At 62.6% G+C, this 14,472-nt stretch carries 6 protein-coding genes; all 6 read left to right on the top strand.

The genetic code is table 11. The features are described from left to right. Positions 1-170 precede the first annotated feature (170 nt). The 6 genes from EK373_RS29790 (at position 171) to EK373_RS29765 (ending at position 14,367) form a co-directional block, all read left to right on the top strand. Positions 171-3,014: a hypothetical protein gene (locus EK373_RS29790; protein WP_129648762.1), complete on the top strand. Its 2,844-nt coding sequence runs from the start codon at positions 171-173 to the stop codon at positions 3,012-3,014. A gap of 201 nt (positions 3,015-3,215) precedes the next feature. Beyond that, entirely contained in the window at positions 3,216-5,177 is a 1,962-nt protein-coding gene (locus tag EK373_RS29785) for a diguanylate cyclase (RefSeq protein ID WP_129648760.1), read from the top strand. A gap of 22 nt (positions 5,178-5,199) precedes the next feature. Continuing rightward, positions 5,200-6,414: a dipeptidase gene (locus tag EK373_RS29780; RefSeq protein ID WP_129648758.1), complete on the top strand. Its 1,215-nt coding sequence runs from the start codon at positions 5,200-5,202 to the stop codon at positions 6,412-6,414. 1 nt (position 6,415) lies between these two features. Further along, positions 6,416-10,096 carry a hydantoinase B/oxoprolinase family protein gene (locus EK373_RS29775; protein WP_129648756.1) on the top strand — a complete coding sequence of 1,227 codons (3,681 nt, stop codon included), beginning with the start codon at positions 6,416-6,418 and terminating at the stop codon, positions 10,094-10,096. A 19-nt stretch (positions 10,097-10,115) separates the two neighbouring features. Continuing rightward, the gene (locus EK373_RS29770; RefSeq protein WP_198683752.1) at positions 10,116-11,363 is read left to right on the top strand and encodes an MFS transporter; all 1,248 of its coding nucleotides are present in this window, start codon (positions 10,116-10,118) and stop codon (positions 11,361-11,363) included. Positions 11,364-11,472: 109 nt separating this feature from the next. Next, positions 11,473-14,367, top strand: a complete 2,895-nt coding sequence (locus EK373_RS29765) for a TonB-dependent receptor (RefSeq protein WP_129648752.1) — start codon at positions 11,473-11,475, stop codon at positions 14,365-14,367. Positions 14,368-14,472 lie beyond the last annotated feature (105 nt).

Raw genomic sequence — 14,472 nt, 5'->3', positions numbered from 1 at the left:
TCCCCCCGAACGAATCCGTTTCTAAATAAATATCGGCCGGAAAACATCGGCGCCGCCCCTCCGATCGAAGGGGGCGTTCCGATTATGCAGCCGCCTAGCATCCGCGTCATCCGCTGAACCACAGCGGGCCATCACTTCACGACGCCATCGACGAGGGGGAGTCACCAGCCATGTGCAGCAAAGCCATGTGCTCCCAGGCCAGGACGGCATGGGGGCGCGCAGTTCTACTCTGCGCAACACTGTTCGCGAGTCACGGCGCGCTAGCCCAGGCGCCCAACTTTGTCGCCTTCGAGTCCGGACACGTTCGACCGGTCGCGATGTCGCCCGATCGCACGCGCTTGTTCGTCACGAACACGCCGGATAACACGCTGGAGGTCTTCGACATCACCTTGAGCGGACTGGCGCTGCGGGCGCGAGTGCCGGTCGGCCTGGAGCCGGTGGCGGTCGCGGCTCGCAACGACTCCGAGGTGTGGGTCGTCAATCATCTTTCCGACAGCATCAGTGTCGTCACGCTGAGCGGCACGCCCAGAGTTACACGGACGCTGCTCGTTGGTGATGAGCCGCGTGACATCGTGTTCGCCGGCTCGCCTGTGAGGGCGTTCATCACGACTGCGCACCGCGGACAACAGCGCACCGATGCTTCGATCAGCAGCGTGACGGGTGCCGGCGATCCGCAATTGATCACACCGGGCATCGGCCGCAACGACGTCTGGGTGTTCGACCCGACCAGCCTGGGCAACACCGTCGGTGGCACGCCAGTGCGAATCTTGAACTTCTTCAGCGATACGCCGCGCGCCCTGGCGGTGAGCCCGGATAAGAACACCGTGTACGTCGCGGCGTTCAAGTCGGGCAACCAGACCACGACGATCCTGGAACCCATGGTGTGCGACGGCTTCCGGCCCAACGTGCCGTGTCTCGTCGATAACCTGTCCATCATGCCGGGCGGCAATCCCGGCCCGGGGACGAACTTCGAAGGCAAGCGGGCTCCGGAGACCGGCCTCATCGTGAAGTTCAATAACGCCAGCGGCCGTTGGGAAGACGAACTCGGCCGCAACTGGAACAACGCCGTGCGATTCCGCTTGCCGGATCTCGATGTGTTCGCGGTGGACGCACGCACCTTGTCGCAGACCGCGAGCTATGCGCACGTCGGCACGACACTGTTCAACATGATCGCCAATCCAGCGACCGGCAAGCTGTATGTCTCCAACACCGAGGCGTTCAACCTGCAGCGCTTCGAAGGGCCGGGCGAGTTCGCCGGTCAGACGGTGCAAGGTCACCTGGCGGAGACGCGCATCACCGTGATCTCCGGCTCGACGGTCACCCCTCGGCACCTGAACAAACATCTGGACTACACCAAGCTCGCCAACGAGTCGGGCTTCGATCCGACCGCGCGCAATCACAGCCTGTCGACGCCGCTCGACATGGCAGTGACCAGCAATGGCCAGACGCTCTACGTCGCCGCGTTCGGTTCCAGCCGTATCGGTGTTTTCAGTACCGCAGCGCTCGAGGCGGATACATTCAATCCGCGCACGGCCAGCGCCAACTATATAAATGTGAGCGGCGGCGGCCCGAGCGGCCTGGTGTTGGATGAGTCGCGCGGCCGATTGTATGTAACGACGCGGTTCGACAACTCGGTGAAAGTCATCGACACGACGACTCGTGCGCAGGTCGCGGCCGTGACCTTGCCGAATCCCGAGCCGGCCGCGGTCGTGCAAGGCCGGCCGAAGCTCTACGACGCCACTGTGCTGTCGGCCAATGGCGAGGCCTCGTGCGCCAGCTGCCACATCTTCGGTGACGTGGACGATCTCGCGTGGGATCTGGGCAACCCGGACGACGTAGTCACGCACAATCCCTTGCCGAAGAACCTGACCAGCGATCTGGAGATCGCCATCGGCAAGACGCTGTTTGGCGTGCGCACGCCCATCAACGGCAGCGACGACGTCGAAGAATTCCATCCGATGAAGGGCCCGATGACCACGCAGACCTTGCGCGGGCTGCGCAACGCCGGCGCCATGCACTGGCGCGGCGACCGGGCGACGGGCCACTTCGGCAGCGATCCGCTCGACAGCAATCTTTCATTCAATAATTTCATCGTGGCTTTCGAAGGGCTGCTCGGCCGCGACGGTCTGCCCAGCAACGCCGACATGCAAAGCTTCACCAACTTCCAGCTCAAGGTGCTGCCGCCGCCGAATCCGGTGCGTGCGCTGGATAATTCGCTCAACGCCGCCCAGACACGCGGGCGCAATTTCTATGTCGGCTCGCGGCCCTCGGACGGCATCGAGATTCCGATTCTCGGCGGCATCATCCCGGGTGACACCGCGTTCAACTGCGAAGGCTGCCATCGTCTCGATCCGGCGTCGGGCTTCTTCGGCACCGGCGGCGCGGCGAGCTTCGAAGGCATCACGCAGATCGTGAAGATCCCGCATCTGCGGAACATGTATACGAAGGTCGGCATGTTCGGGGCGCCACGCGTGAACTTCTTTGGTGCGCCTGACACCGGCAACATGGGCAACCAGATCCGGGGCTTCGGCTTTGTCAACGACGGCTCGGTCGACACGCTGTTCCGTTTCTTCACGGCGGTCGTGTTCAACCCGCAGTTGAACGCCGGCTTCCCGATCCTCAATCCGGATGCCACCCGGCGGGACGTAGTGCAGTTCATGCTCGCGTTCGACAGCGACCTTGCGCCGGTCGTCGGTCAGCAAGTCACTCTCACCAATGCCAACGCCAGCGCCGTGAACTCGCGCATCAACCTGCTCATCCAGCGGGCCAAGGCGAACTTCGTGTCCAAGGAGCTGGGTGGAGCGACGAAGGAGTGCGACCTGGTCGCCAAGGTGGCGCTCGCCGGCAGCGTGAAGGGCTATCTGCTGGATGCGGCGGCCGGCGACTTTGTGGCCGCCGACGGCACTCGTCGCACCGACGCCTCATTGCGGGCCCTGGCCGCCACGACCGGTCAGGAGGTGACATATACCTGTGTGCCACCGGGGTCCGGTCGACGGATCGGCCTGGGCCTGTAACCGGCAGCGTGACTTAATCCGGTCCGCCCGTGCGCCGCGACCCGGCGCACGGGCTTTTCTTTTGTCCCTTGTGAGGGTGAAGGTGGTGGCCGGGCGGGGAAGCCGATACCATCGCGACTCGTGCTGGGCAGGGTGCCCGAATGCCGGGAGCGCAAGGATGCGCAGGACCGGCCCTTATCGACTACCAACGAATCCTCGGGCTTGCGACTTCTCACTCTCATCCGGACGGCGTGCCTGTTGCTGGCCGTCGCAATTCTGACTGTGGCAGGGACGGTGCGGGCGGCCGACTCGCGCCCGACAGAAACAGCGTCGAAGCCGCATCCCGCTCAAACCTACATCGATCGGGCTGCCGCCGCGGTTCGCGCCAGGCCCGAAGACAGCGTCCGGGATACCCAGGCGGCGCTGAAGATTCTCGCCAACCAACCGAACGCCGACCTGGAGATCCGGGCGCGGTTGCTCCTGTGCGATCACCTCTCCGAGCGAGACAAGGCGGCCGCCGAAGCCGAAGTCGCCAAAGCTCGCGCCTTGCTACCGCAGGCGACCCGTCGCGGCCTGGAAGCGGGCGTGCTCAACTGCGAAGGCACAATCCTGGAGACCGTCAGCGAAAACGCCCGCGCCCGCGAGCTCTACGAACAGGCCGTCGCCGTCGCGACACGCACCCAGGACGATGAAATGCTCGCGGCGTCCTTGTTCGCCCGCGGCTATCTGCTCGGCTTGCAAGGCCAGTACGCGACCGGTCTCGCCGATTTGAAGCGGGGTCAGGCGCTCTACGAAGAGCTCGACCTGCCGCACCATTCGCTCACCGCGTTGAATGGCATCGCGATTCTCTACAACCGCATGGGCGACTACGCCCAGGCGAGACACATGTATGACCAGGCGCTCAAGGTTCAGCGCGAGGCCGGCATGTATCGCGAGCAGGGCGTGACGCTTCACAACTTGGGTCGAGCTCATGAGAACCTGCGCGAGTGGGACGCGGCGCAAGCGGCGTTTCAAGAGTCCTACGACATCAACCGTCAGCTGAATTATCCGCGTGGCGAAGCGTATGCACTGCGTGGCCTGGCGGCGGTCAAGAACGCGAAGGGCGACCCAAACGGTGCTTTGCAGACGCTCGAACAGGCGATGGTCTTGCAACGGCAGACGCCGGACGCGCGCCTCAACGCGCAGATTCAATTGGCGCGAGGCGTGGCGCTGCATCGGCTGCGACAGTTGCCGGCCAGTGCCGAAGCACTGCAGGCAGCACTCACTGTGTTCCGCCAGGCTGATTCATTGAGCGAACTACGTGCAACCTATGGTGAGCTCGCGGCGGTGCTCTCCGACATGGGCAACTGGCGCGAGGGCTACGCGCATCTGCTCAATGCGCAGGAAACGTCCGAGCGCATGTTCCGCAATCAGGTTGATCAGCGTTTCGCGACCTTGAAGGTGGAGTTCGACACTGCGGCCAAGGAAAAAGAGAACGCCTTGCTGGTCCGTGAGAATCGCGCCAACCAGCTGGCCCTGGCCGAAGGCCAGCGCGCGCGCAATTGGCAAAGAGCAGTGATCGTTTTGACCGTCGTCCTGATCGTGCTGCTGGGACTATTGGCCTGGCACCAGTGGCGCTCAACCCGCCGCATGCGCACGCTGGCGATGACCGATGAGCTGACCGGCGTGCCGAATCGTCGCGCCGTGCTGTCGCGACTTGCGCCATTGTTGCAACAGCCGAATCCGCCGAGCTGTGCGATGCTGATCATCGACATCGATGACTTCAAGAGCATCAACGATCAGCACGGTCATGCCGAAGGCGATGAGGCGCTGAAGGCGGTCGCCCGGGAGCTGCGCGAGGATGTGCACGAGCCGGCTTTCATTGGCCGCCTCGGCGGCGAAGAGTTCGTGGTGGCGATTCCGGGCGCGGACTACGACCGGGCGTATCGCCTGGCGGAGCGTTTCCGCGAAAGCGTGATGAGCATCGATACGCGACGATGGCTGAAGGATCGTCGCATTACAGTCAGCATCGGATTGACCATGGCGAAATCGACCGGCGATACGCCCAGCACCATGTTGCAACGGGCGGACGCGGCGTTGTATGACGCAAAACGGGCCGGGCGGAACTGCGTGAAGGTGCAGTTGCCCGCGCCGGAGAGCGAGGCGCCGGCGCCGATCAAGCCGGGGCGAGTGGAATTCGCCTGACTCACAAACATTAGGGGACACGATGACGAAACTGCGACGGGGCCTGCTGGCCGCCTGTGGATTGGTGGCATTCGCGGCGCTGAGCACGGCCCATGCCGATGAGGACAAGGCACTCGCGCACGCGCGTCAGCTGCTCAAGAAAGTGATTCTGGTCGATGGCCACAACGATTTGCCGTGGGCCATCCGCACCGACAAGAAGGCGCCCGGCGATGTGGCCGCCTACGATCTGAACGGCACGGTGACCGGGCAAACCGATCTCAAGCGCCTGGATAAAGGCGGCGTCGGCGCGCAGTTCTGGTCGGTTTACATCCCTGGCGAAATCGGCACCGGCTTTGCTCGCACCCAGCTCGAGCAGATCGATATCGCCCGGCGCATGATCGAACGCTATCCCAAGCTTCAGTTCGCAAGCAGCGTTGCGGACATTCGCGCCGCGCACCGTGAGGGTCGCATCGCGTCGTTGATGGGTATGGAGGGCGGCCACGCCATCGAGAACTCGTTGGGCGCCTTGCGCGCCTACTACGATCTGGGCGTGCGCTACATGACGCTCACTCACAATGTGAATCTGGACTGGGCGGACTCGGCCGCCAAGCCGGCCGAACATGGCGGTCTCACCAAGTTCGGTGAGGATGTCGTGCTGGAGATGAACAAGGTCGGCATGCTGGTCGATCTGTCGCACGTGTCCGACGGCACGATGGACGACGCGCTGCGCGTGTCGAAGGCGCCGGTGATTTTCTCGCACTCGTCGGCTCGCGCGATCTGCGACGTGCCTCGTAACGTGCCCGATAGCATTCTGAAGCGCCTGCCGGAGAATGGCGGTGTGGTGATGGTGACGTTCGTCGCCGGCTTCATCGATCCTGAGGTCGCCAAGATCCAGGTGCCTGCGATGGCCGAACTGAGCCGTCGCACTCAGGGCAAGTCGGTCGAAGAAGCCGAGCAGATCGCCGAGGAGGTCATGGGTAAGCTGAAGCTGCCCAAGACCAGCATCGCCAAGGTGGCCGATCACATCGAGCACATCCGCAAAGTGGCCGGCGTGAAGCACATCGGTCTCGGCGGCGACTACGATGGCAATTCCGATTGGCCGGTGGGACTCGAAGACGTGTCCAGCTATCCGTCGTTGTTTGCGGAGCTGATTCGCCGTGGCTGGAGCGATGAGGACCTGACGCTGCTGGCCGGTGAAAACGTGCTGCGTGCTTTGGCCAAAGCCGAGGACGTGTCGCGTCAGCTCAACAAGAAATAATGTGAACGCTGCGAAGGAATGCGGACAACAAGATGGCGGCCGGAGCGCCGGCCGATGGCAGTTCTGGATCGATCGTGGCGGCACGTTCACGGATGTGATCGGCCGCCGTCCTGACGGCGAGCTGGTCACTCTCAAGCTGCTCTCCGAGAACCCGCAGCGTTATCGCGACGCTGCGGTTCAGGGCATTCGCGAGTTGCTCCAACTCGCTTGCGATGCGCCGATTCCCGCTGAGCGCATCGATGCCGTTAAGATGGGGACGACGGTTGCCACCAATGCGCTCCTGGAGCGCAAGGGCGATCGCACGGTGTTGCTCATCACGCGCGGCTTTGCCGATGCGCTTCGCATCGCTTATCAGCACCGGCCCAAGCTTTTCGTGCGGCACATCGAATTGCCGTCGTTGCTCTATGAAGAAGTCGTCGAGATCGACGAGCGTATCGCTGCTGATGGCAGTGTCGTTCGCGAGTTGGATTCGGCGTCGGCGGAGAAGTCGCTGCGCGAGGTTTTCGCTCGCGGTGTGCGCAGCTGCGCAATCGTGTTGATGCACGGTTATCGCTATGCAGAGCATGAGCGACAGCTTGGCGAGCTCGCACGCCGGATTGGATTCTCGCAAGTGTCGGTGTCGCACGAAGTCAGCCCGTTGATGAAGCTGGTGTCTCGTGGCGATACGACGGTTGTCGATGCCTACTTGTCGCCGGTGTTGCGACGATACGTGGAGCAGGTGGCGTCGCAATTGCCGGGTGTGCGATTGCAGTTCATGCAGTCGTCGGGTGGCCTGACGGATGCGCGCCAGTTTCAAGGGAAAGACGCGATTTTGTCGGGGCCCGCCGGTGGCATCGTCGGGGCTGTTCGGGCGGCGAGCGAGGCAGGATTCGGGAAGATCATCGGCTTCGACATGGGCGGTACGTCGACGGATGTTGCTCATTACGCCGGTGAGTACGAGCGTGCGTTCGATACCGAAGTGGCGGGCGTGCGGTTGCGAGCGCCGATCATGCAGATTCATACCGTCGCGGCCGGTGGTGGCTCCGTTTGTCGATTTGATGGTGTGAGGTTGAGGGTCGGGCCGGAGTCGGCGGGCGCAGATCCTGGCCCTGCTGCATATCGTCGCGGCGGGCCGCTGACGGTGACGGATGCGAATGTTCTATTGGGAAGGATTCAGCCGGAGTTCTTTCCGGCGGTGTTCGGACCGGAGGGGAATCAGCCGCTCGATGGCGCTGTAGTCGAGGCCAGCTTCTCAGCGCTGGCAGCTCAGATGGCCGCAGGCTCGGCAGGGACCTCGAGCGTTGCGGGTAAAGCGGCCATACATAGTGCGGAGAGTATCGCGGCCGGCTGCATTCGGGTCGCAGTCGAGAACATGGCGAACGCCATCAAGAAGATCTCCGTACAACGCGGCCACGACGTTACTGAGTACACGCTCGTGTGCTTCGGCGGCGCGGCCGGCCAGCATGCCTGCCTGGTGGCCGACGCACTGGGAATGCAGACGGTTTACATCCATCCCTTGGCCGGCGTGCTCTCGGCCTACGGTATCGGGCTCGCTGATGTGACCTCGATGAAGCAGCAGGCGGTCGAGGCGGAGTTGCGCGATGACGTGCTCGCCGGCCTGGAGTCTGCATTCGCCACGCTGGAATCCGCCGCCCGCGAGACCCTGCTAACGCAGGGCGTGCCGCTCGAACGCATTCGCGTCGAGCGCAAGCTAGCGATCAAGTACGCAGGCACGGACAGCACGTTGCTGCTATCGCCGGAAGCAGAAACCAAGCACGGCCCGAGCTCGCAGCTGGCCGCACGTTTCTATGACGAGTACCGGCAACGCTATGGATTCTTGATGTCCGGGCGCGCATTGGTCATCGAATCGATCACCGTCGAGGCGATCGGCGCATCACATCAGGCGCCAACGCGCGCAACCAACGTCGCATCGGCCGCGACACTGCCCACACCGATCGACTCTCGCCCGGTCTACTTCGAGAACGCCTGGCATTCAACGCCATTCTTCGAACGCACGTCACTGCTGCCGGGCGCGAAGCTGACCGGCCCGGCTGTGATCCGAGAAAGAAACACGACCATCGTGATCGAGCCCGGTTGGCAAGCCGAAGTCACGGCGCTGGATCATCTAACGTTGCGAAGAGTGCAGCCGCTGCGCCGTGAGCATGCGATCGGCACGCAGGCCGACCCCATCCTGCTCGAGGTGTTCAACAACCTCTTCATGGCCATCGCCGAACAGATGGGTGTGACGCTCGCCAACACGGCAACTTCCGTAAACATCAAAGAACGCCTGGATTTCTCCTGCGCGCTCTTCGATGAAGCCGGCCACCTGATCGCGAACGCTCCTCACATGCCCGTGCATTTGGGTTCCATGGGTGAATCGGTCCAGGAGATTCTGCGCCGGCGCACGACCACGATGCGACCAGGCGACGTTTTCGTCCTGAATGCCCCCTACGCCGGCGGTACGCATCTGCCGGACGTCACCGTCGTAATGCCGGTCTTCATCGCCGACTCGAAACAACCGACGTTCTTCGTCGCCGCGAGAGGCCATCACGCCGACATCGGCGGCTCGACACCTGGCTCGATGCCGGCGAACTCGACGCACATCGAGGAGGAGGGCGTGCTGCTCGACAATGTGCAGCTCGTCGCGAATGGCGTATTCCTCGAAGCAGAGATGCGCAAGCTGCTCACCTCGAGCAAATATCCCGCCCGCAACGTCGAGCAGAACCTCGCGGACCTGCGCGCCCAAGTAGCCGCGTGCCAGAAGGGCGCTGCCGAGCTCGAAGCGATGGTCTCGCATTTCAGCCTGCCGATCGTTCAGGCCTACATGCAGCACGTGCAGAACAACGCCGAGGAAGCCGTCCGACGTGTCATCGACGCGCTTCACGACGGCGAGTTCGAGTATGCGATGGACAACGGCGCACGCGTCAAGGTGTCCATCCATATCGATACGCAGACGCGTTCAGCGACCATCGACTTCGCCGGCACGAGCGCTCAACAGTCGAATAACTTCAATGCCCCGGTGTCAGTCACACGCGCCGCCGTTCTGTATGTATTCCGAACCTTGGTGGTCGATGAGATTCCGATGAATGCCGGCTGCCTGAAGCCGCTGAACATCATCGTGCCGCCGCGTTCCATGCTGAATCCGCAGCCGCCCGCCGCCGTTGTTGCCGGCAATGTCGAGACTTCGCAAGTCGTCACCGACTGCTTGTATGGCGCGCTGGGCGTGCTCGCCGCGAGCCAGGGCACGATGAACAACTTCACGTTTGGCGATGGCCAGCATCAGTACTACGAGACCATTGCAGGCGGTTCCGGAGCCGGGCCGGATTTCGACGGTACGGATGCGGTTCAGACGCACATGACGAACTCGCGGCTCACCGATCCTGAAGTGCTGGAGTGGCGCTTCCCGGTGCGGCTGGATGCGTTCAGCATCAGGCAGGGCTCGGGCGGTGCAGGGCGGCACAAAGGGGGCAATGGCGTCGAACGTCGCGTGCGTTTTCTGAAGCCGATGACGGCGAACATCCTCGCCAATCATCGCGCCGTTGCGCCCTTTGGCCTGAACGGCGGCGATCCCGCGCAGGTCGGCAAGAATTGGATCGAACACGCCGACGGCACAGTCGAGCACTTCGGCGCTACACACACCGCGCAGCTCGACCAGGACGACGTGTTCGTGATTCAGACGCCGGGAGGCGGCGGCTTTGGCTGAGCGGCCGGCAGCAGGCCGGTTGGCGACCGCGAGCATCGTTGGCACGACGCTCGAGTACTACGACTTCGCGGTCTACAACATGCTGGCCGCGCTCGTCTTCAACAAGCTGTTCTTTCCTTCCTTCGATCCGCTCTCCGGGACATTGCTCGCGTTTTCGACGTTTGCAGTCGGTTATCTGTCGCGACCGGTCGGTGGAGTGATCTTCGGGCACCTCGGCGATCGTTATGGCCGGCGCTTCGTCCTGGTCGCGACATTGCTGCTGATGGGTGTGACGACCGGGTTGATGGGGCTGTTGCCGATCTATACGACCGCCGGCATCGCCAGCCCGATCATGCTGGTTGTGCTGCGATTCATTCAGGGTGCTGCGCTGGGCGGGGAGTGGGCAGGCGCGGTGTTGCTGAGTGTGGAGCACGGTGATCCTCAGCGCCGCGGGCGGAATGCGTCGTGGGCGCAGATGGGCCCATCGCTTGGAACACTGCTGGCGACCGGCTCGATTGCATTGATCACCTTGCTGCTGACGCCGGATGAGTTCCTCGCATGGGGCTGGCGTGTGCCGTTCTTCGCAAGCGTTGCGCTGGTGGCGTTTGGTTTGTGGATTCGGGTCGGTGTGGACGAGACGCCGCTGTTCAAGCAGATCGAGAAGCTGCACTCGAAAGCGCAGGCGCCGATCAGCGAAGTCGTGCGTGGCCACTGGCGGAGTCTGGTCGTGGGCGGCGGCGTGCGTATCGGCCCCGATGTGTTGTACTCGCTGGCGGTGGCGTTCTCGCTGAGCTACTTAACAACTGTTCTAGGTCTGTCACGCACGCTGGCATTGACAGCACTGTCGCTGGGTGGCGTCGTCAATGCGCTCACCATTCCATGGTTCGGGGGATTGTCGGATCGCTGGGGTCGACGCGTCGTGTATGGCTCCGGCGCCGTGCTCGGGCTGATCTGGATGTTTGCATTCTTTCCGCTGCTCGAAACCAGACAGCCCGCGCTCATCGTGCTCGCGATCGTCGTCGCGCTGACTGTGCACGCGATGATGTATGGGCCGCAGGCGGCCTTCATAGCTGAACAGTTTCCTACACGCGTGCGCTACGCCGGCGCGTCGCTCGCCTATACATTGGCCGGTATAGTCGGCGGTGGCATCGCACCCATGGTGTCTACCGCACTGTTACAACGATTCGGCACGCCTCTTGCGGTTTCTTCGTATGCCGCGCTTGCCTTGCTGATCACCTGCGTGGTGCTGTTCATCGTGCGCGAGCGTGCGCGCGATCAGCTCGATTGAAGCTTTTTCCTACCGCACTTTTTTTCTAAAGTTGCACTCCGACAACACGTCGGAACTCTTTCGGCGCAGATTCGTTGCAGAACATTCCTGACAGAAGGACGGGACAGCCATGAAGACGTTGCGGTGGGGGATTCTGCAGGCCCTGGGCTTGTCTGTGATTGTGACAGGCTCGGCGATCACGCCGAGCATCGTCGAAGCGCAAGTTACGAGTGCGGTCGTGCGCGGCCGAGTGTTGGCAAATGGCAACCCGGTGCCGGCGGGCGTACAGGTGATTGCCACGAATTCAGAAACCGGCTTCACCAAGCAGGCAACCACGCACGACAACGGCTCATACGCATTGATCGGCCTGGTGCCGGGCACGTATCAGCTCAAGATCGAAGGCGAAGGCTTTCAACCCACCGCGCGCGCCGTACGCGTGTCGATCGGTCAAGTGATCGATCTGGATTTGAACGCGATGACCGAAACGGTCGCGCTCACCGACGAAGTCGTGGTGACCGCCGAGCGGCTCGTCGACATGCGCACCTCGGAAGTCGCAACCAACATCAGCGTCGAGCAGATCGAGTCGCTGCCGCAGGGCAATCGCAACTTCCTCAATTTCGCAGCGCTCGCGCCCGGCGTGCGCATCAACGATCGCGACACGGAGAAAACATTCCAGGCGGGCGCGCTCACCGCGAACGCCGTCAACGTCTATATCGACGGCGTGAGCTACAAGAACCAGGTGATCAACGGTGGCGTCGTCGGTCAGGATTCGAGCCGCGGCAATCCGTTTCCGCAGAACGCCGTGCAGGAGTTCCGCGTGATCACGCAGAACTTCAAGGCCGAGTACGAACAGGCGTCCAGCGCCATCATCACGGCTAAAACGAAGTCGGGCACCAACGAGTTTCACGGCGACACGTTCATCTATTACCAGGACAAGAGCCTGGTCGCGAGGGATGACTTCGCGCGTCCCGGCGAGCCGAGGGCGGAGTACGAGCGCAAACAATACGGCCTGTCGTTCGGCGGCCCGATCATCAGGGACAAGATGCACTTCTTCGTCGCTTACGAGGGCAACGATCAAGATCGCGCCGAGCGCGTGACACTGGGCAATCCCGCGGCGGCGCCGATCTTCGGTCAGTACGAAGGCTCGTTCGTGCAGCCGTTCCGCGAGGATCTGTTCTTCGGCAAGATCGATTTCCAGCCGACGTACAACCAGACCATGGATCTGTCGTTCAGCCTGCGCGACGAATCCGACATCAAGGACTTCAGCGGCCAGAACAGTTACGAGGTCGCGAACGACATTCAAAACGAGGTGCGCACCGTCAAGTTCGGCCACACCTACGATGCCGAGAGCTTCACCAACGAAGCGACGCTGCTGTACATGAAGTACGAATGGCATCCGACGCCGGTCAACTACGATCTGATCGGCCGCGAGTATGTCGGCATCATTCGCATCGGCGGCGGCTCGACCAAGCAGAACATCGGCCAGGAGGTGCTCACCTTCAAGGACGACCTGACCTTCACCGAGTTCGAGTGGCTGGGCGGTCACTCGGTGAAGACCGGCTTGCGCATCAGTCAGGTCGACTACGAGGTGCAGAAGTTCCAGGTCTCCAATCCCATCTTCCGGTTCCGTCCGGAGATCGGCAACTTCTCGTTCCCTGCCGAAGCGGAATACGGCACCGGCAATCCCGATCTGTCGGGCGATACCACGCAATACGGTCTGTACATCCAGGACGACTGGTCGGTCACGCCGAGGCTGACATTGAATCTCGGCGTGCGCTGGGACTATGACACCGATCTGCTCGGCAGGGACTATGTGACGCCGGACGCGATTCGCGCAGCCGCCTCTCAGTACGTGCCGGATCGTTACTTCACCGATGGCAACGATCGTGACAGCCCGACCGACCTGATCCAGCCGCGCCTCGGCTTCTCGTTCGATATGTTCGACGACAACCGCACGGTGATCTTCGGCGGCGTGGGTCGTTACTTCGATCGGGTGTTGTACAACGAGATTCTCGATGAGCGCTTCCGTTTGCAGTGGGGCGTGCGCAAGTTCCAGTTCTCGCAGGACGGCCTGCCGCGCAACGGTCAGCCCACGATCGTGTGGAACGACTCCTATCTCAGCGTCGAGGGTTTGAATCAGTTGATCGCCTCGGGCGTCGCGCCGAATCCGGAGATCTTTCTGATCGACAGCGAGACGCGCATTCCAGAAACGATTCAAGCGAGCCTCGGCGTGCGTCAGCGCTTCGGCGACGACTGGCTGACATCGCTCACGTTCGCTCGCAATCGCAGCCGTCACGGCTTCACATACATCTTCGGCAACCGCAATCCCGATGGCTTGATCGGTCCGCTGCCGGATGAGGGCTGCTGCGCGCCGGTGAGCGGCGGCTTCGGCAACATCCTGGTGTCCAGCGATGCCAAGCAGACCTGGTACAACGGCGTGTACGTGACGCTGGAAAAGGCGTACAGCCAGGCTTCGCCGTGGGGCATGACGCTCGCGTACACCTACAGCGAGGCAGAGGAAACGGGCGGCGACCTGTTCAGTCTCGACTACCCGCTGGTCTCCGATTTCCCCCGGCATCCCACCAGCGGCGATGAGCGGCACCGTATCGTGATGACAGGCATCGTCGCGCTGCCGTGGGACATGAAGTTGTCCTCGACGTTGACCTTAGGCTCGGGCACGGGTTACACGATCACGGATCAATCGCAGGGCACCGGCCCCGGCGAGATCCAATATCGCTACTTTACCGGCCGGCCTGCGAAACACTCGTTCCTGATTCCGGGCGTCGACGCGTGGGCTTATCGCAGCCTGGATTTCCGGCTGGAGAAGAGCTTCGAATTCGGCCGCTCGCAGGCTTTGAGCATCGTTGGCGAGGTCTTCAACGTGTTCGACTATGAGAACTACGATCCGCGCTCGTACAACGGCTTCATCCCGTTCGGGGGTGCGACCAACGAGGCCTTCGGTAAACCGACGGAGTTGATCGAACCGGGTCGCCGATTCCAAGTCGGAATGTCGTATAGTTTCTAGGCATCTTGAAACTCGGGATCGGGCATCCTGCCACGACCCTCGTGGCGAGGCGGCAAAAGACGAGACTTGTGCCGCTCGCCCGCCGCCTGCAGCGGCGGGGTACAT

It is taken from the genome of Peristeroidobacter agariperforans (genome assembly GCF_004138335.1).
Taxonomy (GTDB): Bacteria; Pseudomonadota; Gammaproteobacteria; order Steroidobacterales; family Steroidobacteraceae; genus Steroidobacter; species Steroidobacter agariperforans.
The sequence above is the reverse complement of the archived record's forward strand: the minus strand, read 5'-3'. Positions and strand labels throughout refer to the sequence as shown.

Excerpts from the sequence above, each read along its gene's own strand:
- EK373_RS29790 (WP_129648762.1), top strand. The coding sequence starts at position 171 with ATGTGCAGCAAAGCCATGTGCTCCCAGGCCAGGACGGCATGGGGGCGC.
- EK373_RS29780 (WP_129648758.1), top strand. The coding sequence starts at position 5,200 with ATGACGAAACTGCGACGGGGCCTGCTGGCCGCCTGTGGATTGGTGGCA.
- EK373_RS29765 (WP_129648752.1), top strand. The coding sequence starts at position 11,473 with ATGAAGACGTTGCGGTGGGGGATTCTGCAGGCCCTGGGCTTGTCTGTG.